At 50.8% G+C, this 24,842-nt stretch carries 21 protein-coding genes and 10 pseudogenes; 7 read left to right on the plus strand and 24 right to left on the minus strand.

Features of this window, described 5'->3' with window-relative positions; genetic code table 11:
* Nucleotides 1-35: 35 nt before the first annotated feature.
* A pseudogene (locus tag QUF14_RS28960) lies at nucleotides 36-350 on the minus strand (hypothetical protein); the annotation flags it as partial.
* A 1,412-nt stretch (nucleotides 351-1,762) separates the two neighbouring features.
* Here QUF14_RS28960 and QUF14_RS27555 point away from each other — a divergent pair.
* The 3 genes and pseudogenes from QUF14_RS27555 to QUF14_RS27565 all read left to right on the plus strand — a co-directional run.
* Entirely contained in the window at nucleotides 1,763-2,281 is a 519-nt protein-coding gene (locus QUF14_RS27555; RefSeq protein WP_040091199.1) for a hypothetical protein, read from the plus strand.
* A 69-nt stretch (nucleotides 2,282-2,350) separates the two neighbouring features.
* Entirely contained in the window at nucleotides 2,351-2,716 is a 366-nt protein-coding gene (locus tag QUF14_RS27560) for a hypothetical protein (RefSeq protein WP_040091197.1), read from the plus strand.
* Nucleotides 2,716-2,847, plus strand: a pseudogene (locus QUF14_RS27565) (IS91 family transposase); the annotation flags it as partial. The gene QUF14_RS27560 and the pseudogene QUF14_RS27565, both read left to right, overlap by 1 nt.
* Here QUF14_RS27565 and QUF14_RS27570 read toward each other — a convergent pair.
* The 3 genes and pseudogenes from QUF14_RS27570 to istA all read right to left on the minus strand — a co-directional run.
* A pseudogene (locus QUF14_RS27570) lies at nucleotides 2,815-3,392 on the minus strand (transposase); the annotation flags it as partial. The pseudogenes QUF14_RS27565 and QUF14_RS27570 overlap by 33 nt on opposite strands.
* A pseudogene (gene istB, locus QUF14_RS27575) lies at nucleotides 3,381-3,986 on the minus strand (IS21-like element IS21 family helper ATPase IstB); the annotation flags it as partial. The pseudogenes QUF14_RS27570 and istB, both read right to left, overlap by 12 nt.
* The gene (istA, locus tag QUF14_RS27580; protein ID WP_040091195.1) at nucleotides 3,986-5,158 is read right to left on the minus strand and encodes an IS21-like element IS21 family transposase; all 1,173 of its coding nucleotides are present in this window, start codon (nucleotides 5,156-5,158) and stop codon (nucleotides 3,986-3,988) included. The pseudogene istB and the gene istA, both read right to left, overlap by 1 nt.
* 102 nt (nucleotides 5,159-5,260) lie before the next feature.
* Between istA and QUF14_RS27585 the strand changes: the two are divergent.
* Nucleotides 5,261-5,740, plus strand: a pseudogene (locus QUF14_RS27585) (IS91 family transposase); the annotation flags it as partial.
* Nucleotides 5,741-5,997: 257 nt separating this feature from the next.
* Here QUF14_RS27585 and QUF14_RS27590 read toward each other — a convergent pair.
* Together QUF14_RS27590 and QUF14_RS27595 are read right to left on the minus strand one after the other, a co-directional pair.
* The gene (locus QUF14_RS27590; RefSeq protein WP_174498321.1) at nucleotides 5,998-6,285 is read right to left on the minus strand and encodes a helix-turn-helix domain-containing protein; all 288 of its coding nucleotides are present in this window, start codon (nucleotides 6,283-6,285) and stop codon (nucleotides 5,998-6,000) included.
* Nucleotides 6,285-6,488, minus strand: a pseudogene (locus QUF14_RS27595) (type II toxin-antitoxin system RelE/ParE family toxin); the annotation flags it as partial. The gene QUF14_RS27590 and the pseudogene QUF14_RS27595, both read right to left, overlap by 1 nt.
* A 27-nt stretch (nucleotides 6,489-6,515) precedes the next feature.
* Between QUF14_RS27595 and QUF14_RS27600 the strand changes: the two are divergent.
* A pseudogene (locus tag QUF14_RS27600) lies at nucleotides 6,516-7,886 on the plus strand (IS3-like element IS150 family transposase).
* On the opposite strand, the gene QUF14_RS29135 reads toward QUF14_RS27600, so the two are convergent.
* From QUF14_RS29135 to traI, 13 genes and pseudogenes are all read right to left on the minus strand, one after another.
* Nucleotides 7,819-8,043, minus strand: a complete 225-nt coding sequence (locus QUF14_RS29135; protein ID WP_040091189.1) for a type II toxin-antitoxin system RelE/ParE family toxin — start codon at nucleotides 8,041-8,043, stop codon at nucleotides 7,819-7,821. The pseudogene QUF14_RS27600 and the gene QUF14_RS29135 sit on opposite strands and share 68 nt — an antisense overlap.
* 266 nt (nucleotides 8,044-8,309) lie before the next feature.
* A pseudogene (locus tag QUF14_RS29140) lies at nucleotides 8,310-8,653 on the minus strand (replication-associated protein RepA4).
* A 362-nt stretch (nucleotides 8,654-9,015) separates the two neighbouring features.
* Nucleotides 9,016-9,873 carry an incFII family plasmid replication initiator RepA gene (gene repA / locus QUF14_RS27610; protein ID WP_000829162.1) on the minus strand — a complete coding sequence of 286 codons (858 nt, stop codon included), beginning with the start codon at nucleotides 9,871-9,873 and terminating at the stop codon, nucleotides 9,016-9,018.
* On the minus strand, nucleotides 9,866-9,940 hold the full coding sequence (tap, locus tag QUF14_RS27615) for a RepA leader peptide Tap (protein ID WP_001364037.1): 75 nt from the start codon (nucleotides 9,938-9,940) through the stop codon (nucleotides 9,866-9,868). Before tap ends, repA begins: the two co-directional genes overlap by 8 nt.
* A gap of 243 nt (nucleotides 9,941-10,183) precedes the next feature.
* Complete coding sequence (locus QUF14_RS27620) at nucleotides 10,184-10,432, minus strand: replication regulatory protein RepA (protein ID WP_000083838.1); 249 nt, start codon at nucleotides 10,430-10,432, stop codon at nucleotides 10,184-10,186.
* Between the two features lie 283 nt (nucleotides 10,433-10,715).
* Entirely contained in the window at nucleotides 10,716-10,865 is a 150-nt protein-coding gene (locus QUF14_RS27625; protein WP_001312851.1) for a Hok/Gef family protein, read from the minus strand.
* 373 nt (nucleotides 10,866-11,238) lie between these two features.
* Nucleotides 11,239-11,397, minus strand: a pseudogene (locus QUF14_RS27630) (DUF2726 domain-containing protein); the annotation flags it as partial.
* 37 nt (nucleotides 11,398-11,434) lie between these two features.
* The gene (hha, locus tag QUF14_RS27635; RefSeq protein WP_001355319.1) at nucleotides 11,435-11,644 is read right to left on the minus strand and encodes a hemolysin expression modulator Hha; all 210 of its coding nucleotides are present in this window, start codon (nucleotides 11,642-11,644) and stop codon (nucleotides 11,435-11,437) included.
* A gap of 326 nt (nucleotides 11,645-11,970) precedes the next feature.
* On the minus strand, nucleotides 11,971-12,183 hold the full coding sequence (locus QUF14_RS27640; protein WP_001364091.1) for a hypothetical protein: 213 nt from the start codon (nucleotides 12,181-12,183) through the stop codon (nucleotides 11,971-11,973).
* Nucleotides 12,184-12,317: 134 nt separating this feature from the next.
* On the minus strand, nucleotides 12,318-12,878 hold the full coding sequence (locus tag QUF14_RS27645) for a fertility inhibition protein FinO (RefSeq protein ID WP_040091654.1): 561 nt from the start codon (nucleotides 12,876-12,878) through the stop codon (nucleotides 12,318-12,320).
* Nucleotides 12,879-12,932: 54 nt separating this feature from the next.
* Nucleotides 12,933-13,670: a conjugal transfer pilus acetylase TraX gene (gene traX, locus QUF14_RS27650; RefSeq protein WP_047088734.1), complete on the minus strand. Its 738-nt coding sequence runs from the start codon at nucleotides 13,668-13,670 to the stop codon at nucleotides 12,933-12,935.
* 21 nt (nucleotides 13,671-13,691) lie between these two features.
* The gene (locus tag QUF14_RS27655; protein WP_040091353.1) at nucleotides 13,692-14,123 is read right to left on the minus strand and encodes a hypothetical protein; all 432 of its coding nucleotides are present in this window, start codon (nucleotides 14,121-14,123) and stop codon (nucleotides 13,692-13,694) included.
* 48 nt (nucleotides 14,124-14,171) lie between these two features.
* Nucleotides 14,172-19,442: a conjugative transfer relaxase/helicase TraI gene (gene traI, locus QUF14_RS27660; protein ID WP_100733938.1), complete on the minus strand. Its 5,271-nt coding sequence runs from the start codon at nucleotides 19,440-19,442 to the stop codon at nucleotides 14,172-14,174.
* An 81-nt stretch (nucleotides 19,443-19,523) separates the two neighbouring features.
* Between traI and vapB the strand changes: the two genes are divergently transcribed.
* Nucleotides 19,524-19,751 (plus strand): toxin-antitoxin system antitoxin VapB, encoded by a 228-nt coding sequence (vapB, locus tag QUF14_RS27665; protein WP_000450526.1) that lies wholly within the window; start codon nucleotides 19,524-19,526, stop codon nucleotides 19,749-19,751.
* A complete protein-coding gene (gene vapC / locus QUF14_RS27670) occupies nucleotides 19,751-20,149 on the plus strand; it encodes a type II toxin-antitoxin system tRNA(fMet)-specific endonuclease VapC (protein WP_040090742.1) in 399 nt (132 codons plus the stop codon). Before vapB ends, vapC begins: the two co-directional genes overlap by 1 nt.
* Nucleotides 20,150-20,157: 8 nt before the next feature.
* On the opposite strand, the gene traD is transcribed toward vapC, so the two are convergent.
* From traD to traS, 5 genes and pseudogenes are all read right to left on the minus strand, one after another.
* The gene (gene traD, locus QUF14_RS27675; protein ID WP_047088736.1) at nucleotides 20,158-22,311 is read right to left on the minus strand and encodes a type IV conjugative transfer system coupling protein TraD; all 2,154 of its coding nucleotides are present in this window, start codon (nucleotides 22,309-22,311) and stop codon (nucleotides 20,158-20,160) included.
* Nucleotides 22,312-22,366: 55 nt separating this feature from the next.
* Nucleotides 22,367-23,084: pseudogene (locus QUF14_RS27680) on the minus strand (hypothetical protein).
* Nucleotides 23,085-23,251: 167 nt separating this feature from the next.
* Nucleotides 23,252-23,512, minus strand: coding sequence for a hypothetical protein (locus tag QUF14_RS27685; RefSeq protein ID WP_040090733.1), 261 nt, complete (start codon nucleotides 23,510-23,512; stop codon nucleotides 23,252-23,254).
* A 59-nt stretch (nucleotides 23,513-23,571) separates the two neighbouring features.
* Complete coding sequence (traT, locus tag QUF14_RS27690; RefSeq protein ID WP_040090739.1) at nucleotides 23,572-24,303, minus strand: conjugal transfer complement resistance protein TraT; 732 nt, start codon at nucleotides 24,301-24,303, stop codon at nucleotides 23,572-23,574.
* 31 nt (nucleotides 24,304-24,334) lie between these two features.
* Nucleotides 24,335-24,826, minus strand: coding sequence for a conjugative transfer entry exclusion protein TraS (gene traS, locus QUF14_RS27695; protein ID WP_072097126.1), 492 nt, complete (start codon nucleotides 24,824-24,826; stop codon nucleotides 24,335-24,337).
* Between the last annotated feature and the right edge of the window lie 16 nt (nucleotides 24,827-24,842).

Below are 24,842 nucleotides of genomic sequence, written 5' to 3' on the forward strand. Positions count from 1 at the left end.
TTATACATCAGATTCAACTAATTAGAGGCATCACCGATTTTTGCATCGCTTCCTGCTACATTTTTAATCATATTGTTCTGCATACTTACCTGTCGTCGTAATGCAAAACCGGCGCTCATCTTCTCTTTTCGGTATAAAAACTCACCATACCTGAAGGCATTGGCATGGTATACACGGGTTACAACCTCCTCTGTGCGTACTCCAACTGAACATCCATCCAGCATATCTGTAAAGAAATAATTAAAATCTGAATTTAATTCCAGTGACAGGGATGTAACATCATTCTTTTTGTAAGGCAGGTAATATGCTTTAAAAATAATGTCTTCAGGCATATTATCTGTGGCCTGCATTAACTTATATGAAGGAATACTTCCCCGGACAGGACAGTTATAATTACCGGGTTGTTTTTTTAAATAAAATCGACCTGTTTTCTTCTCAGATGAATCAGAAAAGAAATGAATATCTTCTGTATTCAGTACAGTAATCCCCGTAACGGATATGATTTTCATAACCTTACATACATCTCCAGGATGTTCGTCTTTTGATGAGCCTGTTTTTAAAATCAGCCTGCTTAAGCAATAAATCGTTCTTTTCATTATCTCTTATTTTAATTGCTTCCTGAGATAATTTATGGGAGAATAAGAATGTAATGCGACATGGTAATACCGGGCCTAACAACTGAACCTCCTCATTATAAACTGCAACTTTATCTATATAATTATTAAATCTTGATAACAAAGCGAATGATGGCATTGCATGTTCTTTATCCATAAGCTTAGTTTCAACACCTGGAAACCTTGTCGAAAACTGTTTTACAAAACCAGCATTATTTTTATACTGATAAATTTTAACAGCAGGCAAGCCTAGTGAATATATCTTATACAGGTAATAAGTATCCCCCCCCGTATGATGACATCCCGTTTTCCAGTTCCTGAAAATAATATTCAGACCCTTTCAAAGAGGCTGAGCAAAAAACAGTCCTCATCCCAAATGACATATTAAAATATACATTTACAGCCCCCTGAAAACCACTTTTATTTATAACTTCAGGCGGGCGACTATCCCATCGGTAAAGAAATCTGATATCCTCAGTATAAGGCATTGGCTCCGATATATATCTCTTCTTCATCTGATACATCCATTCTTTTGTCATTCATAAAAGAATGCTCATAATTTACTTTAACTGTTCTGCACTGGCGAAAGATTCTACTACATCATGCGCAAGTAAACCTCCACTCACTAGCCTCCTACATTAATTTTACCACAAATATAAATATTTTGCCATCTTTCAGGGAGGAGAACAGTCACGAGAACGAACCTTCAGTGTTTTTGTACAGAATCGTTTAATAAAGGAAACAGGCATTTTATTTACTATTGCTAATATCTGTATTAATACTAATCCATTCATTTCCGATATTAATAATATACAGTAATAAAATTAATATAAACCTGAGCAAAAATAACACAAGGATACTGTATTATATCCAACGGAAAAACGTTTCTTCATTCAGTGGAACAAGGATAAAGACGGTCAGCCCCCAACGTCAGGGGCATGTTGGTTACAGGCTTATCATCAAAATCTGTACGAAACCACAGATTTCATTTTCCGGGCGAACTCCGGATACAGCGAAAGCGTTCGCATACCTGCTGAAACAGTGGGCGGAGTGAATTTGCACTACAGCAATGGTTGATTATGATATATTGCAAAGCTGTACGACCATTAATGTTTAAAATATTTTATAAATAAAGAGATGTTAATGTCATGAAAAAACCAATGTCTGATATAAAGTTCATTTTTCACACAAAATCACCTCTGACAATATATAAGCAGATGCATAAAGGTAATGTCAGATTAAATATTGATGTTCATGGTAGTCCCTATAAAAGTGGTCAGGGTGGGCTTTACGTTGGTAATGCTATTTATAGCCCCGGAATGCTGCATGACTGGCTTAAGACGGTCGTGGATTTACAGACAATACATTGCATAAGACTTGTTTCATGTTTTTCCGCTTATGGTGGAGGCAGCAGCTTTGTTTGCCGTTTATCCCGACTGCTTCCTGAGGTGTATATCAAAGGTTATGTTAATGAAGTGTTCAGCGAAATGTCTCCTCAGGCAATAGGATATTGTCTGGGCGAATTTGGGCCTGTTCAGACAACTGTTCTACTACAGAGACTGTTTCCTGATGGTCCTCCACCGCTGGATAAATTTGATAAGGATTTTTGTTCTGTCACCTATAAAAATGGTATTTTAATTAAAAGAACAGACAGTAAAAGCAAATAATTTCGTTGCTGTTCATTTGAATCAGATGTTACTGAAGTCGAGCAGGCAGCCTGACGGCTGCAGCTTGTCATGGCCCGTTCAGCTAAACCCCGTAAACGAAAACCTGCACCTCAAATAAGCAAACTTCCCCGCTATGTCGTGAAGCTTCACGACGATAACTTTTTTGATGAAGAAGAAGCTGAGGTTCTGCACTTTGATAATTTTGACGATGCCGTTAAGTGCTGCGCAGACCTGAATATTTCGTTCTTTGTGGATGTGGGAAACAAAAAGCTGGTCTTCTGGTTTGTACGTGTTGATGACGAAGGGTATCCGGAAATCGCCCGTTGCACGGAGCGGGAGTTTGCGACCATTCTTGCCGGTATCAGCGCCGGCGGCATGTTCTGCCCGGAATGTGGCACCGTTCACTGGCCGGATAGTGTAAACCCGCCCTTCTGATGCTTCCCCGTTTTGCGGATATTTTTCAGCAGGGAAACCGCTGGCTTAACTGGCTGGAGAAGCAGCCGGAAGGTTCAGTGCGTCCGGTAGTCATTGAATCGGTGACAAAAATAACTGCTACGGGCAAGACCCAGAACACGCAGTAATTCTGTCAGGGGATATGTTTGTCTCAGGGCATCAGTAATCTTTGTTTTTTCTCTGTTGTTCAGGTGACTGATACTGATGCCCGGGTCTTTTTTTATGATTTCCTCCGCTTTTTTCAGAATATCCAGCTCCATCTGCCGGCGGCGTATTTCCTGATTCAGTCGGGCGACTTCCTCCCGCAACGCATCGCGTTCTGCCTCCAGGGAAGGGTCGTTATGTTTACGCATAGTCTGGTAAGCACTGTTGCCGATAATTTCATCTTTCCATTTATACAATACCGCACGACTGACACCAATACGCCTGGCGATTTCACTGGCTGATCCTTGTCGTGTACAGAGTGCCATGACAGCCTGACGTTTGACTTCTGGTTCAAAGGGGGCAACCGGATTGGTCTTACTGGTAAATATACGTCGTCTGTCGGGGTAACGTTCATTAACCCAGCGAGCACATCGGTGCAGGGATAACCCAGAGTTCTGCTGGTAAACGCCAGGCAGCAGCCGTGGTTAAGATAATGTTCAACGGCAACCCCTTTGTTTGACGTCAGTATGATGCTCGCTTTTTCATATCGACGGTTCAGTAGCCGGAAGAACAGGCTGGCTTCCTCCCTGTTCATCGGCAGATAGCCTATTTCATCCAGGATCAACACCCGGGCATAACTCAGTTGCTGTAGCTGACGCTCCAGCCGGTTTTCCTGTTTCGCTTTCATCAGTGTCGCGATCAGTCTGTCCAGTGGCATAAACAGTACCCGATGTCCCGCATCCACCGCTTTCACGCCAGGAGCTATGGCCAGATGAGTTTTTCCTACACCAGGAGGTCCCAGCAGGATCACGTTTTCGCTGCGCTCCACGAACGCCAGACCAGCCAGTTCCCGAACAACCTTACGGTCGATGCCCGGCTGGAAGGTAAAGTCGAACTGCTCCAGCGTTTTGACCCACGGCAGACGAGCCTGCTTCAGCCTGGACTCCATACCGCGCTGATGCCTGCCGTTCCATTCCTGCTGTAGCGCCATGCACAGGAACTCCCGGTAGTTCAGCTCTTTTTTAGCTGCCTGTTCCAGCAGGCTTTCAACGTGATAACTCAGATGCTCCATTTTCAGGCGACTCAGCAGGACTTCCAGCTCATGCATCACAACAGCTCCTCACAGGCACTCAGTGGTCGATGTTCCACCTGACTGACCTGCTGCCAGAGCGGGGCGTGATGCTCCGGCACTGTCTGCCAGCCAGACGATGCCGAACAGAGGCGATGTGAGGCCACCAGTTTCTCATTACTGTAGATCCGCAACTCGTCATCCAGCGATATTCGTATCGATACCGGCTGACCACACAGCGCTTCGGGAACGCTGTAACGATTACCACCAACCTCGATATAGCTGTCCCAGGACACATGGCGGATGTCGAAGTAACTGGTATCGAAGTCCGTATCCGGTAACGGCTGCAGATGTTCCTGCTCCAGCGCGAAGCGCTGTTCCGGCGTTTCTTTGAACTGGCGAAGTTCCCGTTTGTCAGCCACATCGGCTATCCATTGCTCCAGTTGTTGATTGACATGAGTGAAGCTGTCGAACCTGCGGTACCGGACGAAGAAGTTCTCCTTGAGGTATTTCACCATCCGCTCAACCTTACCTTTTGTTCTGGCCCTGCGTGGACGGCATGCCCGTGGCAGGAAGTGATAGTGGTCAGCCAGCAACAGGAATCCGGAGTTGAACACGACTTTCCCGTTGTTATTCTTCAGCACCGCAGCCTTCTGGTTATCAACCAGCACCGTTTTCACACAACCACCGAAGTAGCGGAAGGCGCGAACCAGTGATTCGTAGGTATGCTCAGCATCCTGTTTTGGTGCGGCGAAGACATGGAAGCGGCGGGAGAACCCCAGCGTATTAACCGCAAAGTTAACTTTGCACCGTTGCCCGGCAACCTCCACCTCAACTTCGCCCCAGTCGTGCTGGAGCTGGTATCCTGGCTGAGTTTCGAAGCGAACTGTTCTTTTTGACGGACGCATTTTACGTTTGGGCTGGATGTAGTAACGCAGCATGGAACGTCCGCCCGTATAACCCATTGCCTTAATCTCCGCGAAGATAACCTCGCTATTCCAGACATTCTCTGCCAGGCGCATGTCGATGTAATCCATAAACGGTTTCAGCTTAACCATTTTGTGGCGGGTTTTTCTGGCTGGCGGTTCAGGGTATTTGAGGTAGCGTCTGACCGTCCGTTCAGAGCAACCAATCTGAGTCGCAATATCGACAATGTACGCGCCCTGCTGGCGCATTTGCTTTATCATGTAAAAGTCCTCTCTGCTCAGCATGTTGATGTCCTTTCTGGTGTGAGAACCTTAAGGAAACAACATGTTGGGTGGAGCGGACAATCCAAATGGTGAATTACCGTCTTATATCACTGGCGCTGACAGCACTGCGGAGTGAAGGCTGGCGCACAGAGGATACAGTATCTGCTGAGTCTGGTCCCCGACTGCCCGTGGCAGCATATAGTGTTCACACTTCCCTGCCAGAACTGGTCCCTGGTGTTCCACAACCGATGGTTACTGGCAGAGATGAGCCGCATTGCAGCGGAGGTGATACAGGAAATCTGCCGTCAGGCAGATGTGGAGCCGGGGATATTCACGGTAATCCACACATGGGGGCGTGACCAGCAGTGGCATCCGCACATTCACCTGTCGACCACAGCCGGAGGAGTGACGCCGGGTCACACCTGGAAAAACCTTCATTTTTACGCCCGTAAGGTGATGAGCATGTGGCGTTACCGGATAACACGGTTACTGTCACGGAAATATCCGGAACTGTTGATACCGGATGAGCTGGCCGTTGAGGGAAGCAGCAGACAGGAATGGAATCGCTTACTGGACACGCATTACCGCCGCGGCTGGAATGTGAAGCGGGGCTACCGTCTGACAGAGCTGGTCCCGATGCATTAGCCACTGACGCAACAGCGGGTGTGCGGCTGAGAGCCGCATCGGGGAAGTTGCTCCCATTTTCAGGGGAATGAAGTAAAAAACCATCAATGATATGCAATATCAATCGATAAGATCCATTTAATTGACGGCGGTGCACTCATGGCACGCAGGCAGTGTTGAATAAACATCCGTTTTGGATATTTTTCAACCTTTTTAGGGTTTAAATTCCTGTCGATTCAATAGACTGCGTGAATATCGATGGTTGCGCCACAGGCCTGAGCATATTTTGTCAAAGTTTTCATACTGGCTCCTAAAGGATTACTTTCCAGCCGGCTGATTGCTGACGGACGTAACCCCATTCGTTCGGCCAGAGCAGACTTTGTTAACCCCGCTTTTTCTCTCATTTCGTACAACATTTCTACCATCTCCAGTTCTTTATCGGCATCTTCATACCCTTTGACAGCTTCTGGAGTATTAAGCAGTTTTTGCTTTACCTGGCTGAACGGAACACCTTTTACTTTCATCATTTCATCTCCTTCAGGCGCATCCTGGCGATTTCAATAGCTTTCGTTGGTGTCTTTTGCGTCTTTTTCACAAATGCATGCAGCAGATAGATTTCGTTACCCGTTGCATAAGCGTACAGTGTCCTTGCGATATTTTTATCCCCGACTCTCAGTTCAAAAAGCCCTCCGCCAATTACACGGCTGTGTACTGCACCCATTTTGTTGGACGATGAAATGGAATAGCCCCTGATATGTCAAAGCCAAAATACCCTTTTGAAAAGCGCCTTGAAGTCGTGAATCACTACTTCACTACTGATGATGGTTACAGGATCATCTCGGCACGTTTTGGTGTCCCCCGAACCCAGGTCAGGACATGGGTTGCCCTCTATGAAAAACATGGAGAAAAAGGTTTAATTCCCAAACCTAAAGGTGTTAGTGCTGATCCAGAGTTGCGTATTAAGGTCGTGAAAGCTGTGATCGAGCAGCACATGTCCCTTAATCAGGCTGCTGCTCACTTTATGCTTGCTGGTAGTGGTTCTGTAGCCAGGTGGCTGAAGGTCTATGAAGAGCGCGGAGAAGCTGGTTTACGCGCGCTCAATATTGGCATCAAAAGAAACATTGCAATATCAGTTGATCCAGAAAAAGCGGCATCAGCATTGGAGCTGTCAAAAGACCGACGCATTGAGGATCTTGAAAGGCAAGTTCGATTTCTTGAAACGCGGCTTATGTATCTAAAAAAGCTGAAAGCCTTAGCTCATCCCACGAAAAAGTAAAAGTACTCAACGAGCTAAGGCAGTTTTATCCTCTTGATGAGCTTCTCAGGGCTGCGGAGATACCGCGCAGTACGTTTTATTACCATCTAAAGGCTCTCAGCAAGCCTGACAAGTATGCGGACGTTAAAAAGCGTATTGGTGAGATTTATCACGAGAATAGAGGCCGATACAGATACCGTAGGGTAACGCTGTCTCTTCATCGAGAAGGGAAACAAATTAACCATAAAGCTGTTCAGCGCCTGATGGGAACCCTCTCACTTAAAGCAGCGATTAAGGTCAAGCGATACCGCTCTTACAGAGGAGAGGTAGGGCAAACCGCCCCTAATGTTCTCCAAAGAGATTTCAAGGCTACGCGGCCAAACGAGAAGTGGGTTACCGATGTTACTGAATTTGCAGTCAATGGGCGCAAGCTGTATTTGTCTCCAGTAATAGATCTCTTCAACAACGAAGTTATTTCTTACAGCCTTTCGGAAAGACCAGTGATGAACATGGTTGAGAATATGCTCGATCAGGCATTCAAAAATGCTTAATCCTCACGAGCATCCTGTTCTGCACTCTGACCAGGGATGGCAGTATCGTATGAGAAGATATCAAAATATCCTTAAAGAACATGGTATTAAACAAAGCATGTCCAGAAAAGGCAATTGTCTGGATAATGCTGTGGTGGAGTGTTTCTTTGGAACCTTAAAGTCGGAGTGTTTTTATCTTGATGAGTTCAGTAATATAAGCGAACTGAAGGATGCTGTTACGGAATATATTGAATACTACAACAGCAGAAGAATTAGCCTGAAATTAAAAGGTCTGACTCCAATTGAATATCGGAATCAGACCTATATGCCTCGTGTTTAACTGTCCAACTTTTTGGGGTCAGTACACTGTGAGGCATTTTCATTTTGTTACCTTCCTGTTCCAGCCGTTCAATCCGTCTGGCCATGCGACCACGCAGATTGTCTGGTAATTCCAGCAGCTCATCCAGTGCGGTCGGGTGAGTAATCACATTAAACATATTATAGCCTCCGAAAGAATAAAATACACCAGAACGGGAAAATTGAGCAAATATCAAATTTCACCAATAAATGAAAATACACATTAAGTACAGAGATCACTGGGGAAGAAAGGGGTTTTGATGCCGCGCTAGCGGCATGTAAGGCGGCACTCTGTTGTTTTCATATGATACTGGAGTAAAACCGCCGAAGCCCGGCGTAAGCCGGTACTGATTGACAGATTTCACCTTACCTATCCCCAGCCCTGCTAAGCCATACCCGCTTTCAGCTATGACAGAGTTTTTGTGCGCGGTCGGAGTGGTCCCGACGAGGGTTTACCCGAAGTCGGGGCGTATCTCCGCGTTAGCGGGCCGTCAGGGCCGCTTACGAGCGTGTACTCAATACTTCCAGCGAGAAGACTGACAGCGATGAAAACTTTTAGTTACAACATTCATAATTAAAAGCGACTCTGTTCCGGCCCTTTGGGCCGGGGCGGGGCCGCTTTTCAGTTATGAGGGAGGGGCGTTGTGGTTTCAGTTCTGCGCTGGACCGGGTTTTTTCCGGTGGTTGTATCTGAGTGTTGTAACTAAAGTGTCTCCGGTCGGGGCCCGCCGTTTGCGGTGGGAGGTGCATACCTGTCTGTCCACAGGACAGGCAGTGAACAGGTTTTCTTTTTAAATGAATGTAATTAAGTAGTTTAAAAGAGATATAGATAGGGGTTTAAAAGATACATTGCACCCTGTAACGCTGACGGCTGGCGCTTTATGGCATGAACGGCTGTAACCTTATGGGGAAGTCCCTTGCAGTTTAATGTGGATAAACAAAATTTCCCGTCTGTGAGGCGTGTTTTGTATCAAAAACAGGGGGGACCGGATGCACCAGAAGGTGGATGATGAGGTTGTTTTTTGGATGTGGTGCTGATTTTTTGTTCGCTGACAGGCTTCAGGCGTACGGATGCCTCCGGCGCGGGCCGGATTATTCAGTCGTGGTTACTTTCAGGGGGAAGCTGTGGCCAGCCGGCTGTAATTACGGTTACGTGACAGAATCATGCGCTCTTTCACACGACGCTCCACTTCACGTTTTACCGCCTCATGATTGCCAGTGAAACGTCCTTCCGCGATTTCACGCGTCAGCTGCCGTTTCACCAGGGTGACGATATCCTGACGCTGCCTGTCCGCATCGCGACGCGCACGGGCACGCTTTATTCCACGGGACTTAAGCTCTGTCTGGTAACTGCGGAAACGCTCACGGACAAAACGCCAGGCTTTCGCTATCAGCTCATCCATAGCCAGGGTATCCAGCCCCTGCTTTTTGCGCTGTCTGTTTTCCCATTCCACGCGGCTGCGGCGTGCAGAAGCCACTGCCTCCTCTGATACATCGAGGGCAGCAAACAGCGCCGGTGTGAACGTGATATCGGTCGGAATGTAGCACCCGATAAGCGGATCATATTCCGTCTGGTAGGTAATCAGTCCCAGCTCTGCAAGGAACGTCAGGGCCCGTGTGGCCCGGGTGATGGAGAGTTTTCCGGCAGCAGACTCCGTCGCCAGTCCGCACTCAATGGCCAGCGTGGTGATGGAGCACTGGACGCGGTTGGCCAGCGGGTCATAGTGGAAACACAGCCCCTGCAGCAACGCATCAATAGCCCGGCGACGCAGTACCGGTGGCATGCGTCGACGCAGGCCCCGGGAGCGGGCATGTGCCACATGAATGGCGAAATCAAAACGGGAGGTGAAGCCCACCGCCTTTTCCATCAGTTTTTCGCAGAACGGCAGCGTTCCTGCTCCTTCACGGGGTGTGAACACCGGATTCGGGTTCTTTACCTGGCGGTAATACGTTTGTTGAAGCTCAGCCACACCATCCAGCACTTACAATGCGCAGAAGGAGTGAGCACAGAAAGAGGTCTTGAATTTTTCCGGGCATATAACTATACTCCCCACATAGCTTGATTGTTGGCTATGCGGTTTTATGGGGCCCCGGTAATCTTTCATGTCGCCAAACTTGAAGGAGATTATCGGGGTTTTCACTTTTCTGGCTCCTGTACATCCACATCAGAACCAGTTCCCTGCCACCTTATGGCGTGGCCAGCCACAAAATTCCTTAAACGATCAGCAATCTATCACGCACACCAGAAACAGGCAAGAATGTGATGTCGCTACATTTTAGTTAGCTGAAAGCACTCTTCTGCTTTATCAGTTCAGCAATCATCTCAGCCTGAGTAACACCTTCAGCTTCACACATCTCCTGTAATTGCGCTTTTAACGCAGCAGGAATGAACACTCTGAGTTCTTTATGTGTGGCACGTTTTCTTGCCAGAGATGCCTGCTGACGTTCTGCAAGCGTCAGAGGATTACCTTTTCGGTATGCTCGCTTTGTACCTGATGAGGAGGTCACTGCATTTTCTGTCTGCGACATCTCGCCTCCTCAATTCTCAAACAGGGATCGTTTCGTAGAGGATACTACAGTTTTTTGAAATCAGCGACTTGAAAGTTGTGACGATGATCTGTGTTGGCGCACAAATCATGTCTGATTACGACCGTTTAATGTGATTTTGATAATGAAATGACTGAAAAGCTGGAAATGCCTTAACCTGGATGCCGGCCCCGGGCGGGACCGGCTGTTTCTGGCATGTCGGGTGTCTGCCCCTGAAGTACCTCACACTTCCGGAAAGCGGGGACTTCCGTCCCCGCCCGGCAGCTTACTTCCGTGCTTCGTAGGCCAAAGTTACCTGCACCACTGTATTTCCTCTGTGAATATTCAGTTCACATAACCGTTCCCTGAATATCAGTGAAAAACACAACACCGTAGCGCACACAGCGAGCAACCCGATAAGGGCATATTTCGTCATAAACTTTGACCTCTCTGCAAAGAAGAGGCTACAATCAGTAGTGCTACGTACTTCATGCAGACCTCACGAGTTAATGGATTAACGAGTGGGGTCTTCGCATCTCTGGTACCTGCGTCTTGCCTGAACCAGAAAGGCTCAGACACCCGCCGCGATAATACCACATTCCCCGTTGCTGACTATTACCTGCATTTCCCGCTTTTTACTACAGAAGCACGAAGGCGTCACTCCAGCCAATAAGTATGCTTTTTATTTACATCAATTTTTAATCCGGTACCGACGTTTCCCTCCAATTAACTCGCTTTTCGTATGACTCATGGCAATAAAATTTTCTTTACCATATGACAACATCCCAATAATATCAAAGTTGTCTTTTATCACCGCTGGCCAGTATTCGCTCTGCATCACCGGTCCGTATACCTGCCGCATGCAATTCCATCAGCAAAGGAGAATGCTGATTTACACTTTTGAGGATAATCCGGATAAGTAACGCTGCAATAATCAGAACAATGAGAATAAAAATAATCAGTTTCATTGTTTATCTGCTCCTGGTGATTAACTATGCTGAATTATTACCTTACATATTTCCATATCTCTTTTGGTATCCCGTCATATAACTTTCCGGTGATTAATTCCGCTAACCGGTGGTCTGCTGCTGAATTAAATGATTCACGTTCACTGCCCGATAAGCTGTCTCTGTTTTTATGAATAATTTTTTCCAGCGTATTGACTGATGAACATCGCCGTAACTGATACAGCCATTCCTGTTTTGTTTTCGCCATTTTGATTCCCGCTGAGAACAGATGAATGATAAGATTTCCATCGCTTTATTTACGGTGTCTCCATATCCAGGGTGGAACCGGATCAGCATTTTTCCATATCAAATAAATGGCTCCTTTATTTCAGACATCCTGAATATTGCAGCACACATTGAATAACGCCTTATTTTGTGAAATAAATCACAAAATATAAACTCACGACTTAATACGGAAAAAACTCTGTGCTACTCAGAATTGTCCGGTCATACTACCCGACCGGAGATTAAAAAAGTAAATCTCATGCATTATTCAGCCTTCTGACTCCTGGAGTAATGAAGGCTGCTTTTTCGTTACACCCTTCCCCGGCAGCGCCGGTGGCAGTGTTCAGCCCTTTTCCGGGCAAACTGCTGCCAGTCTGTCCGGGGCGCAACACCGGCAGCCCGTCGCCATGCTTCAGCGGCTTCCATCCAGAGCCCCCTGACTTCCAGAATAACAGCCCGGCCTCCGGCACGCTGCCAGCGCCAGACCTGAGCGTTCCGTGAACTGTTTCTGAATCCATTCATTTTTCTGTCCCTCCCTTTCAGTCGTCAGTATTATTGTGGTAAATAATTCAGTGGACTGGGTTCCTTTCGGGTACGGAAGTTATTTCCTTTTAAGCCTTATTTCCCTGCTTCCTCTCTCTGATGGAGGCTTTTTTTTATTTCTCATCAAGCACGGCCTGAAGTTCTGCCTTTATCCGGTTCTGGCGGCGGATTTTATCCAGACGCGCTGCCGCATACGCTTCCTCCTCCTGAGAAATATGCTCCGTCACATACCCTTCCGTGTCATACCGGCAGGCACCGGCTTTCATGGCACACAGATAGCTTTCTGAACGGGTAATGGCCTTCAGCGCCCTGCGCAGTTTTTTATGCGAGAGCGGGATATTCCGCTGCACCACGTCTTCCAGTAACACGTCACGGATACCGCAGGCCAGAAGCCGGGGGGTGTCACCGTCAAATAATCCCGGCCACCAGGGCTTCAGGGTGTTCACGGCCTCATCCAGTGTGGGCAGGTTCAGATAAATGGACAGCGCCTGTCTGGCCTGCGCTTTTTTTGCCGCCTGCTCTGCTTCCCGGGCTGCTTTCTCGGTCAGCTTCTGCTTTTTCACCTTCCATTTTGGTGGCGTGGTGACATTGATGATGGTTTTCCGGCTGCGGACAGGCGTCTCTCCTTCCGTTTTCCGCTTCAGTGTCAGTACCGGTCGCTTCTGCTCTGTCATGCTGTGTTCTGCCTCTAACGAATAATCCTGTTACAGTCAAAGATACCACACCCGTCACAGTGCCAGAACGCCCAGCACAGCCAGATGACAGGCATAGAAAATCGGGAAAAAATCCCCGGGCCAGAAACGGGGTAGTGATTTCCCTGCACACGACACCAGACCAACGGTCAGCACCGTCATCACAAGGCCAGCTACAGCCGCCGCATCACTGGTGGCGAGGTTAAGCGCAGGAATCACGGCCAGCAGGCAGGCAACCAGCGCCAGACGTTCCGTTCTGTCTTTCTCCCTGTACAGCCTGTGGCTGACCGCCAGCATTAGTAGCCCGGCAATGCCGTAACTGGTGCCGGACAAAGGCAGCCACGCTGCCAGCAGCAATATGGTCCCCACCAAACGCCACCAACTGCGCGTTTCACACCACGTCAGCATCTGTGCCGCAACCGCAAAGGCAAACAGGATATTCCCTTCATACCAGGGAAAGCCGGCAACGTAATACGCGAACTGGGCAATCACAGCCCATCCCCACAGCCGGTTAATGGCCGACTGCCGGATATGCGCATGACGGGACAGATTCAGCCCCCACACCAGGGCAAACAGCGGAAACGCGCCCCGCCCGGCCAGAAACATCCACGTCTGATCCAGATGCAGAATGCGGTTTGCATGGTCCAGCACCATCAGTACCAGAGCCACAGTTTTGATGATATCCCGCTGTCCGGGGGACCAGACAAGAAGGCGCTCCAGCCACTCCCGGGGTTTCATGGTCACAACACCGACCGTGTTATTCATATTCTCCATATCATCACGCCTTACGAAGCTTTAAAACCATACATGTGCCAGCACAGTTCCCCCGATAATCAGTATCATCACTGCGGTAAGGCCGAGAAGAGACACATTCATCACACCAACCCGTCGGGAAACCGCATCCATCCCGATTAAAAGGCGGACGTAAGCTTCATTTTCCTTAAGCTGTGTTCTGAGCTCTTCCACCGACGAAGATATCACGGGCAGCAACGGATGCGCGGGGTCGGTTTTTTTAAGTCTCAGCCGGGTTCTCAGTAAAGCTTTCAGGAAGGCGCACCCCGTCTCGTAAAACTCCATGTTGCAATATTCATCCTCGCTTATGCAGTTTTTCAGCGATGCCAGCTCTGCCGTAAAGCCATAACGCTCAGGAATATTGTCCACGGATAACGCGCTCAGTATGTCTGCTGTTTTTCCCCGGATGTCATCAGGGGCAGGGAAGGTTTCCATATCAGCAATCTCCTCAGGGGGTTAACACAAACGCCCGGACCGACAGTATCAGTCTCCGCCCAGGGTTTTCTCTTTCTGCAGGTCACGGACCATATCCCGCTCCATCTGCTGCAGTCGCTCCTGCAACAGATTTTCCCGGGCAACCTCCCGGACAGCGTCCTGCACCCGTTGAGGCTCACGCAGCACACTCTCCGGCAGTACGGCTTCCCGTTCAGAAGTGACAGCCCGGTCACGCTCCTGCCCGGCAATATCCCTGACAGCCTGCTCTGTTTTGTCATCCGGCTGGTCAGGTTTTTCCTCTGCCATTTTTCTGACAATCTCATCCGCACGGCGTTCCGTTTCACGACGGATGGCCTCTTCAGCCTGCCGCTGTGCCAGTACCTCTGCCGTGACCGGTTCACCGTTTCCGCCCCCCGGCTGGACGCTGTTGCCCGGGATATCCCCCCACACGCGACCGCCGGTAATGGCACCCGGATTCCACGGGCGACCTTCACCGGCAATTCTTACCACCACACCACTGTCAGGATTATCACGGGCAATCCGGACACCATCCTGCATATTATCAGCCAGCAGGCTTTCTCCGTTACGGCTGCCCTGCAGGGCCACGAACTGCGCATCCCCGCTGCCTTTCACCCGTCCTTCACCACTGAATCCCCGCAGTCCGTTTCCGTCATCCGTGGTCAGTGGGTTCAGCCAGATACCAGCTGACCTGCCGTTACGGTCAAAGGCCGGCAGGGCCACATACGGCTGCGGATATTTGCGCCCCGGAGCAATAAACCGTGCCGGACTGTCTCCCCCGGTCAGCCCTGCCTGACGGAGAACGGCACGGCCAGCTGCCACGTCCCGCAACTCCCGCGCCGTACTGAACAGCCGCTCTGCATTCATGACCTCCCGGTCCGGTTTCGGCTCCAGCACATCGTGGGCAGTTCCTTTCTGTACGGCATTGTTAATGGCATCCGTCCAGCCCTGACAGTTATCGGTGTACACCTGCACATGCTGCTTCATACGCGACAGGGCCACGTAGGCTGACTCAAAGCCGGCCATCTGTTTCCGGCCACCTTCCGTACCTTCAAGCGCAATGGCAAAGGTTTCACTCGCCCCCTGCGCACCGTGGGCGGTGATGGCATAGGCCAGGTCAATATGTTGCTCTGCCCGCTCCTGACCGGGGCGAATCACCCGCGTCTGCTGTCCGTCCGACAGCGTGACACTGTCACCGGAAACCGCCATCACCGTCCAGACGCTGTTGGCCACATAACCGCGCTCCCGGTCACTCTTCGTGAAGCGCATCCGGTCACCGGTCCCCACCCGGATTTTGTCCGGGGTGTACAGTGTGACACCTTCAGCCACCGCCTCCCGGGGCGAAATCAGCCGCGTGTTACCTTCCGCATCCTGCAGGATTATCAGCCCGTCATCCCTGCTGATACCGGCAATCCGGTGATACACATTATCCACCAGGACAAGGGCATCCGGGTTATTCTCCCAGGTGGAGAGACGACGCAGTTCCCCGTCGCGTATATTCGCTGTATTCAGGACAGGCACCATGACCTGCTCTTTTCCCAGCTCACCGGCCTTTTCCCGTGCATCATGAATCATGCTGTTCAGCACGCGCCGGTCTTCATTCAGGTGCGTGACAATCAGCGTCTGCTCCCGTGCTTCCGGTGTCCTGCCGGTATAGTCACGGACAATGGCTTCATACAGTGTCATGGGGACATCCGGAAAAGCCTCGCCTTTCAGCATCGCCTTCTGCTGCGCTTCTGCCAGTTTCGCTTCCTGGCTGTGACTGAACTCCGTCACGGAGTGTTCCGGTGCCCAGGCGCCCTCCTGACGTGGCACCTGAGACGGTTTCACACTCTCAAGCCCGGACAATGCTCTTTCCACATCCCGGTTAATCAGGCTGTATACCGCCTCCCGCAGTTCCGGCGTCTGACGCACAATCTCCTTCATGATGGCCACATCGGCAGCACTGCGCGTCTGCTGGAGACGGAAAGGCTGACCGGGCGCGATGGCCTGCAGCTGGTCCGTGTCACCGCTGGCCACAGCACGACCACCACCGGCCGCAATCAGGGCGTATGCCCGTGCCATGTCGGTATTGCCCACCATAGAGCTCTCATCGAGCAGGAACAGCGTGTTGCTGAAATCCGGCGTTTCTCCGCTGCGCTGCTGCAGCTGCGTGTCATGCAGAAAGGACGCCAGTGTCTGCGCATCCACGCCGGCGCTGCGCATCTCCCCGACCGCACGGTGAGTGGGCCCCAGCCCCACAACACGGGGACGCTCACTCTCCGGCAGCATGTTCACGGCTGACATCACCGCCCGGAACTGTGTGGTCTTACCCACACCGGCATAGCCCTGCACCACCGTGAAACGGTCGATGGTTTCCAGTATCATGCGGGTGGCGGCGCGCTGTCCTGATGTCAGTTTCTCCATGAGTTCGCCAGGTACTCTCTCCATCAGCGGCGTGACCGCCTCCTTACCTTCGAGAATATGGCGAAGAATGCTCTTTTCTGCCTCATACGACGCACGGGAAACCAGCAGTCCTGTGCCATAGCCTTTTGCCACATCCACATACAGTAAATCACCGCGTTTTATCTGCGCATTGATTTCCCGTCCCAGGTCAGTAAAACGGGTTCCTTCTGCAGCAAACGACTTCGCCTCTGTCAGCAGGTCCACCTGGCTGAAGGCCAGGTTTTTACTTTCCACCACCGGAAGGGCCAGATGAATGGCCTGCTGTGCCGGCGTGTGAAGCCCGGCTTTCTGCAGACTGATAGCGGTTTCCAGCAATGTCTCACCGGCACGCGCCTTTATCTGCTCAGAAACCACCGTAAAGGACGGATGGCGGGCAAGTTTTTCCGCAGTACGGGTTTCATCCAGTGAGGAATACAGCCGGACATCACGACCGCTGCGGGCCAGACCGTTCAGGGTGGCGTTGTCCATTGCCATCTGTGTGACGGAGGCAAACACCGTCGCACTGTCACTGACGGAATGCCCGGGCGTTTCCACCCAGCCGCTCTCCAGCTTCAGTGCCGTGAACGGTGAGTAGCCAACAGGCAGGGAGGCCGGTTCAGCCCGCCCCGGCACAACAACCGTCATCGCGTCCTCGCTGACGGATGCCACCTGCAGGCGGTCACCGCCGGAGATGCGGAGTCCGGGGATTTTTCCCGTCACCCTCAGACGCTCGCCCTCTGCCACCGGTATTTTTTCCGGCCGGAACAGCGACCAGCTGCTGTCCAGGGAGGAAATACGCACCACCTGCGTTTCGCCCTGCGCATCCCGCAGGGTCAGACTGTGACTCTGCGCCGTCACCCGGTCTATCACATAACGGTCATGACTGCGTGTCTCCGGGTTCCACTGCTCCATCACCATCCCCGGGCGATACATATCCCGCAGATAACGGCTCCGGCTGTCCAGCCAGACCGGTGACAGTGCAGTCATGGTCACCTCCGGGTGTCCGAGCACGCCCTGTGTTTTCAGCTCACTGCGAATGGCCTGTGTCAGTATGGCCTGTTCCCGTACTCCGCTGACCTGTGCCACGCTCTCTTCTCCGGCTTTCACGCTGGCCGCAAAGTCCCCGGCCAGCCGGGCATAGCGGACATTCCGGTCCGGTTCACTGATGATGGTTGCCGGTCGCTGCTCTCCCCCCTGCCAGCGATATGTGTTCACCCCGGCATCTTTCATGGCCATCAGCGCACTGCCTGTACCGGTTCGCTGTCCGCTGTCGCTTATCAGGACCTGTACGTTATGACGTGCGGCACCGTCCAGCAGGGTTAACGTCTCTTTCAGGGAGAGTTTTTCGCCCTGGTCAACGATAACAGTACTTCCCGGTGTGAAGGCCATGCCCTCCAGCAGCTGACGCCGCCCGGTTATCAGCTCACCGGACAGCCGCTCATCCTGCTTCAGGTTCATCTGCGAGCGACGGTCAGCGGCGATAATCTGCACTTCCCGCCCCTGCTCCCGGGCCATCATTGCCAGCTCGGCCACCCGCTCACGCTGCCCGGCTGCACCGCCCTGCCCGGACACAATGGCCAGCGACGGACGGTCCTGTGCCAGAACGCTGACAGCATCGCTGTAACCGGTCGTCCGGGGGACACTTTTCTCCGGATGTACAGTCACCCGGTTCTGTTTCATGATGTCACGACTGAGTGCCCGGACGGACAGCTCATCGAGCACATGAATCCCGGACGTGAACAGCCCCTTCTCACGGTCGAGGGGAATCAGCTGCTCACGGCTGATGGCCTCATCGATACCGGCACGGGCCCGCTCAATCACACCATTTTCCGGCGGCAATATACCGACCGTTCTGGCCAGCACGTCCGTGTACGTAAACTGCACTTTTCGCTCACTTAATCCGGCAATGGCCTGTGTCACCGCCTGCTGCACATCCGGCCCGTCCTGTGAAGCTGGCCCGGGCGTCTGCATGCGGCTCTCCGCACGCTGATCCGCCGCGTCACGATATGCCCGGATGTCGAACCCGGTTTCCTTCAGCGTCTGCATCCATTCAGCCATTCTGACTTCAGGATCGACGTGCTGTTTGGATTTTCGCGTATCCAGTGCCGCCACATCCCGGGATTTCAGCGAGGCGTCTTCCCCGACGGCCTCCCGGATAGCCTGCGAGCGTCCGGAAAAGGCCTCCACCGGTACGCCCGGCATTTCCCACATACCGTGCTTACCAACCACTTCAGTTTCATAGCCCAGCGCCTCAACCTGCTCTTTCAGTTTTTCCCGGTAGAGCCTGCCAAAGGCAATCTGATTAGCGTACACATTCTCAATGAACCCCGTTTTCCCCACTTTGTCACTGCTCAGTGTCTTCCACTCGCCGTTATGCTGCGTGACATTAGCCACCACCGCATGCGTGTGTAACTGTGGTTCCTGATCGCGACTGGTGTCGTGGTTAAACAGTGCCATCACCAGATTACCGGTCAGCACCGTTTCTGACTGTCCGTCCGTCATCACCCGTGTGGAGGCCAGCGCCTCCACCTGACAGACAGCAAAATCCACGGCCTGATTATGTGCATCAATCAGGCGCTTATCGCCACCTGGCATGGCCATCATGGAGACACTTTTGGGGGCGGAGAACGTCAGGTCGTAACCGGGACGATGCCTGTTACTGCCATCCTGCATGCGGCTTAAATCCGCTCCGTCCGGCAGTTTCCCCTCCAGAAGACGGGTAAAGACATCCTTATCGACACTGCCCTGCAGCCCCAGTTGCTCTGCCCCCCTGCCGGCCCAGCGTTCCCCCATGCTGCCCAGCACATAGTAATTATCCTTGTCGGTATAATAGTTACCGGCACTTCCGGCCGATCTGACCTGCGCGATACTCATCATAAACGTATATCCCTTTGACATATCCCGACAACAATCCCACAATGGATATGCGCAAGACATATCCATGTAAGGAGGTAAATGATGGAAACCACCGTATTTCTCAGCAACCGCAGCCAGGCGGTCAGGCTGCCAAAAGCGGTTGCATTGCCGGAAAACGTAAAACGCGTTGAAGTGATTGCTGTCGGACGAACCCGTATCATTACGCCAGCCGGAGAGTCATGGGATGAATGGTTCGACGGAAACAGCGTCAGCGCTGATTTTATGGATAACAGGGAACAGCCCGGCATGCAGGAAAGGGAGTCATTCTGATGCTGAAGTTTATGCTCGATACCAACATCTGCATTTTCACAATAAAGAACAAGCCCGCCAGTGTCAGAGAACGTTTTAACCTGAACCAGGGGAGAATGTGTATCAGCTCTGTCACCCTGATGGAGCTGATATATGGTGCAGAAAAAAGCCAGATGCCTGAACGCAATCTCGCTGTGATCGAGGGATTTGTTTCCCGCATTGATGTTCTGGATTACGACGCTGCCGCAGCCACACACACCGGCCAGATAAGAGCAGAACTTGCCCGTCAGGGATGCCCTGTCGGGCCATTTGATCAAATGATCGCAGGTCATGCCCGCAGTCGGGGACTGATTATTGTGACTAATAACACCCGGGAATTTGAACGTGTGGACGGTCTGCGAATTGAAGACTGGAGCTGACCTGTTCATCAGAAATCATCTCCCGGCTCAACATCCTCCCCGCGCTCCCGGTGCACGTTGATATTTACCTCTTCACAGCGCTGCATCTGCTGCTGGATATCCGGATTCTGCTCCCGTTGCCATGCCTCATAAACGGCCATATCCACCACTTCACCGGATTCACTGATCCCGGGTGGCAGTTGCTGTTCCATCTCTTCTTCCGGTTTCATTTTCAGCTCCTGCTCGATCCCCCCTGCCGGAACACTCACACCTGCATCTGACTTCTTATCATTGATGACAGAAGACGCTGGCTGTTGTGGCTGTTCACCCTGAGTCACGTTCTCTCCGGAAACGACCTCCGGCACATCCGGTTCGAAGAGGCTGGCCATCTGGCGACCTTCTGCTTCCCTTGCGGCAAGCACGGCACTCAGGCGGTTCTCCATTTCCGGATTGAGATCACGCGGAATAAACTCCGGAGCAACCTTCGGTCGTGCCTGATATTTCAGTGAGAGTTTTACTGCCGGATACGGTCCGGGCAGGGTGACATAGCAGGTCAGATCCGGCAGAGACTGAATGTCGGAATAACTGACCAGCGTCTGGCGCTCCATATCCTTACCGGTCGATACCCCGTCACGTACAGGGTCAGCACCGTAGGAATACTGCTCGCTGGCTTTCAGGTGCTCTTTCTCACCAATTTCACCGGCAGCGAACTCTGCAATCTTATGGCTGGGAGAACGGAAAAAGGCACGGGTGTTCATGACGTCAAACAGCGTGGCTGCCGCTTTCTCACCGTAGATATCTTCCAGCTGGGCATAGGACTGGATACCAAACACATAACAGCCACCGAACTTACGGGCTTCCGGCAGGATCTCCACCAGGTCCGGCAGTTTGTGTAACGTGGGTAACTCATCACAGAAAAACCACACACGACGGTTACGGTTTTCTCCCATTGCCAGCAGCCCACGAATGGCAATGGACAGCCACATGGAGATCACCGGTTTCAGGGAAGCATGGGTGTCGGCGTTCGACGAGATAAACAGCCAGCCGTTTTTCTGATCTTCCCGGACACCACGCATCCAGTCACGGATGGTGAAGGGCTCACCGTTATGCTCAATCCCCTGCAGGTAACGGATGGCTTTCACGTAGTTGGTCAGCACTGCACGGATGGAAATCGCCGTTTTCTCGATTTTCTCTTCCACCAGGTTGGCCGCAGGTGAATTACGCAGGAAGGTACGCAGTTTTTCAATTTTGATGGAAAGCAGTGTGTCCACCAGTTTGCTGTAGCTGCGGTTGGGGTCATTGCGCATCAGGTACGCCGCTTCCGCAAAAATGGTACGTCCTGAACCCTGCCAGAACGGGTCCTCTTTTGTACCCATCGGGATCAGGGTATTTGCCGTATTATCAAAATCCGGCTGTGTCAGGCACTCCTTCCACAAATCCCAGGCGGCACAGCGGGCATCCAGCGGATTCAGGATCTTATCAATGGACGGGTCATAGTAACTTTTAACAAATTCCCCTGATCGGTCATAAATCACCACCATATCACCACGCTGACGGGCGTAGTTGGCCAGACGACGGATAACTTCCGACTTACCGGCCCCGACCGTGCCGTGCAGACAGAAGTTCTGGATTTCGGAATCCCGGATAATCGGCAGGTCGCCAATCCGGATATCGGAGTCCTTGCCGTCTTTTTTCAGCATCCGGGCAACGTCCTTCGGGTTGTCTGTCAGCTGACGACCACCTGTGACTTCATTTTCGCTCTGTTGTTTACCCTGACGCCCCAGAATCCAGGAGACAACAAAGAAGGTGATCAGGCAGATAACCAGGGCCACAATAGTGGCCAGAACGAATGCGGACCATAGCTGCTCACCGCACCAGATCATATATTTATCATGCAGTACCTGAGCCGCGTTCATCCGGAAGGTTTTGCCGTAATACTGGATCTCATAGACCGGCTGGGACCTGATTAAATCCCGCATGCCTTCCAGCGTGGTACACCACCAGTAAATACAGCCGTTCACAAACGTCTGCCAGCTTAGTTTTACCCATAAAACCAGACCAACGAGGATCCAGAAAAAAATAAACAGGCAGTAAAGCATGATATTGGCGATCTGGCTGAACATGCGGATACGCATGGACGCAATCTGACCGCCCTGGGTCATATCCTTTGCGTTAAAACTCATGATGAAACTCCGGGAAAGTCAGGAACAGAGCAGAAAAGAGCGGTGTGGAATGCATTCACAGAACAAACCATGTATACCCTGTATACCGGTGGTGATAGCCGCCTGCTGGCCTGCCGGAAGAAACTTTTTCCAGCACGATATCAGTCAGGCGCAATATTTCAGACCAGTCACTCTCGTGTGAATACTGGATCTGAACAAAAAGGCGTACCCGTTCACGATAATCCAGAGCCGTGCCCGGTTCATAAAAGTGGCCACTGTCAGGAGATACACGGGACGTTTTATTGATGAGCTCGTATTTATCGGCATGAGTCTGTGACGACAGAGACCAGGTAATATTTTCTTCCAGCTCACCATCAATACGGCTACTCCCGGGCGTCCAGGCTATTTCCTGTGCGCCGGATACGATGATCTCCCTGGAGACTTCAGCCAGCTTTTTGGGAGTACAGAATACCGGGGCCAGCATACACAGGGACAACAAATTGCAACTGACCGCTTCCGGTTTAACCGGATTGCTCCCGGATTTCTCAGGAAAAGATATTTTTGTCAGTATTTCAGTTAATTCCTTATACCTGAGAGAATTAATAAAGTACATGACAAGCATCATGAGAAACAATATAACAATAAGCCCTCCGATAACCACTAAAATTATTGCTGTACAGATAGTCTTTAGTGGTCGCTGTATTATCCTGTATCACCGGGGGGGATTCAGTTACAGGCTTCTCAGTAAATTGATTATTCTCACCAACATATTCAGCGATATTGTCTGATGTCATTATGAATTTCTCCGGAAGATCCCGGCTTCGCCGGCAACACTTCACGGTCGCACAAAGAATTTGCACAACCGTTCAGTGTTCTCATATTTATTTCGGAAACGCCGGGAAGTGACAAAATTTATTTTGTTACTTTCCGGGGTTGGACAACGAGCAACGCAAGGCATCAGCTATTTTCTTCTGCGACGTCCGGTCGGATATTCACTCACAGGATGATATTCTGTTGCGCTTACGCCGATCTCATATGCAGAGAACGGTTCCAGTACTGTCAGGTATCTCTGGCAGGCTATGGCCAGTTCAGAATCTCCGGTTGCATCAGCAAACCGGTAAAGTTCTTTTAATAACTCCCGACATACATGCTCAGGATACTTTTCACTGTCATAGCCCAGCAGAAAGAGTACCTGCGAGAGACGAGATTCTGCACGGTTCATGTATTCATCCGGGGCAGGAATATCGGCCCGGTACAATCTGTCCGGGCCGGATGGGTAATTTACAGGATGTTCGCGATGGATTTAGCCAGCTGGTCTTCCAGTACAGGCTTCGCTTCTTCAAATTTCAGGTTAACCTTGTTGGCATTGGATACCACACGGGTCTGGTATTTATGCTGATTTCCGGTTGATGTGCTGGTCTGCACTTTTGCACCGGAGGTTCCCTGACGGAGAGCTGCAACATTATCAGTTCTGACTTCAGATGTTGTCCGCTCTGCAATTTGCACATCCGTGATCATGGTGTAGTTGATATCCTCCACCATTGCATCGGCAGCCATACCAATCAACCCTGTGGCAATCCCTACACCCAGCGCCGCACCGGCAGAGCTGGAGTTATATCCTGTGATGCCGGTGCCCAATGCTGCACCGGCAATGGCACCTTCATAACCGCTGTTCAGCCAGCTCTGAGACTCCCGCAAATCCATTTTGTCTGCCTTCAGGACATTGGCCTGGATCCAGTAGTATGCCTTGTCAGGTGAGGTCACAACCTGGTAGCCTTTGGCTTTAACGGCATCACTGATTTTTGCCTGCAATCCGCTCATATCCTTGTCAGATGTGTTTTTGATTTGCAGGAAAACGGTGCGTTCACTGGAAGGCTCCAGCCAGATGGTTTCACTCATCTGAGTTTTGACTTCAAGATTACGCTTCTTGATTGCTGTGCTCATCGCACCACACCCTGAAAGGACCAGAGTGGAACTAACCAGTGCAACCATCATCAATTTTTTTGTTTTCATCAAATTACCTTTATTACAAGCTACAGTTTTCTTATCGCCTATCATCATAGTCCTGCCAACGAGTCCCAAAAGTATTTCCTGCTGAATCAAATCCTCCATGCATAGGATATCCGGTTGAAGGGTTATAGTAGGTAGTTGGGGTGTATTCAACGAACCCGAAGTCTAACTTTTCACCCCCATCATATTGGTTTTTAAGTTGATTCCCCCCCCATTCTTTTATGCTTATACAATCACTAACTTGCCTTAATTCGTATAGTGTACCAATGATAAAAACCATCAGGCTTAATAACGGAGAAAATAAGGAAGATACTGGCATCAGTATATACCAAACGCCTTTGCTGAATTTAAACTCATCCGACACATGCCGTTTTTTTCGTATTTGAGAAAACAACCATATAAACAATCCCTGCCATAGTACAATAAAGCACAGGATAAAAACTGTTTCAGCGCTCCCCCAATCAGCCAGATAACAGGCAATGAGCTGTATCACCGTTATCAGAGCAATATGAGCTGAATTTTTCATCATCATCTCCCCCATA

Source organism: Escherichia sp. HH091_1A (assembly GCF_030295175.1).
Classification (GTDB): Bacteria; Pseudomonadota; Gammaproteobacteria; order Enterobacterales; family Enterobacteriaceae; genus Escherichia; species Escherichia coli_F.

Excerpts from the sequence above, each read along its gene's own strand:
- traT (WP_040090739.1), bottom strand. The coding sequence starts at position 24,303 with ATGAAAACAAAAAAATTGATGATGGTTGCACTGGTTAGTTCCACTCTG.
- QUF14_RS27560 (WP_040091197.1), top strand. The coding sequence starts at position 2,351 with ATGGCCCGTTCAGCTAAACCCCGTAAACGAAAACCTGCACCTCAAATA.
- istA (WP_040091195.1), bottom strand. The coding sequence starts at position 5,158 with ATGCTGAGCAGAGAGGACTTTTACATGATAAAGCAAATGCGCCAGCAG.
- QUF14_RS29135 (WP_040091189.1), bottom strand. The coding sequence starts at position 8,043 with ATGTTTAATGTGATTACTCACCCGACCGCACTGGATGAGCTGCTGGAA.
- traD (WP_047088736.1), bottom strand. The coding sequence starts at position 22,311 with ATGAGTTTTAACGCAAAGGATATGACCCAGGGCGGTCAGATTGCGTCC.
- traX (WP_047088734.1), bottom strand. The coding sequence starts at position 13,670 with ATGGAGAATATGAATAACACGGTCGGTGTTGTGACCATGAAACCCCGG.
- QUF14_RS27640 (WP_001364091.1), bottom strand. The coding sequence starts at position 12,183 with ATGAATGGATTCAGAAACAGTTCACGGAACGCTCAGGTCTGGCGCTGG.
- hha (WP_001355319.1), bottom strand. The coding sequence starts at position 11,644 with ATGGCGAAAACAAAACAGGAATGGCTGTATCAGTTACGGCGATGTTCA.
- QUF14_RS27655 (WP_040091353.1), bottom strand. The coding sequence starts at position 14,123 with ATGGAAACCTTCCCTGCCCCTGATGACATCCGGGGAAAAACAGCAGAC.
- QUF14_RS27590 (WP_174498321.1), bottom strand. The coding sequence starts at position 6,285 with ATGAAAGTAAAAGGTGTTCCGTTCAGCCAGGTAAAGCAAAAACTGCTT.
- QUF14_RS27685 (WP_040090733.1), bottom strand. The coding sequence starts at position 23,512 with ATGAACCGTGCAGAATCTCGTCTCTCGCAGGTACTCTTTCTGCTGGGC.
- traS (WP_072097126.1), bottom strand. The coding sequence starts at position 24,826 with ATGAAAAATTCAGCTCATATTGCTCTGATAACGGTGATACAGCTCATT.
- traI (WP_100733938.1), bottom strand. The coding sequence starts at position 19,442 with ATGATGAGTATCGCGCAGGTCAGATCGGCCGGAAGTGCCGGTAACTAT.
- QUF14_RS27625 (WP_001312851.1), bottom strand. The coding sequence starts at position 10,865 with ATGACGAAATATGCCCTTATCGGGTTGCTCGCTGTGTGCGCTACGGTG.
- vapC (WP_040090742.1), top strand. The coding sequence starts at position 19,751 with ATGCTGAAGTTTATGCTCGATACCAACATCTGCATTTTCACAATAAAG.
- QUF14_RS27620 (WP_000083838.1), bottom strand. The coding sequence starts at position 10,432 with ATGTCGCAGACAGAAAATGCAGTGACCTCCTCATCAGGTACAAAGCGA.
- QUF14_RS27555 (WP_040091199.1), top strand. The coding sequence starts at position 1,763 with ATGAAAAAACCAATGTCTGATATAAAGTTCATTTTTCACACAAAATCA.
- QUF14_RS27645 (WP_040091654.1), bottom strand. The coding sequence starts at position 12,878 with ATGACAGAGCAGAAGCGACCGGTACTGACACTGAAGCGGAAAACGGAA.
- vapB (WP_000450526.1), top strand. The coding sequence starts at position 19,524 with ATGGAAACCACCGTATTTCTCAGCAACCGCAGCCAGGCGGTCAGGCTG.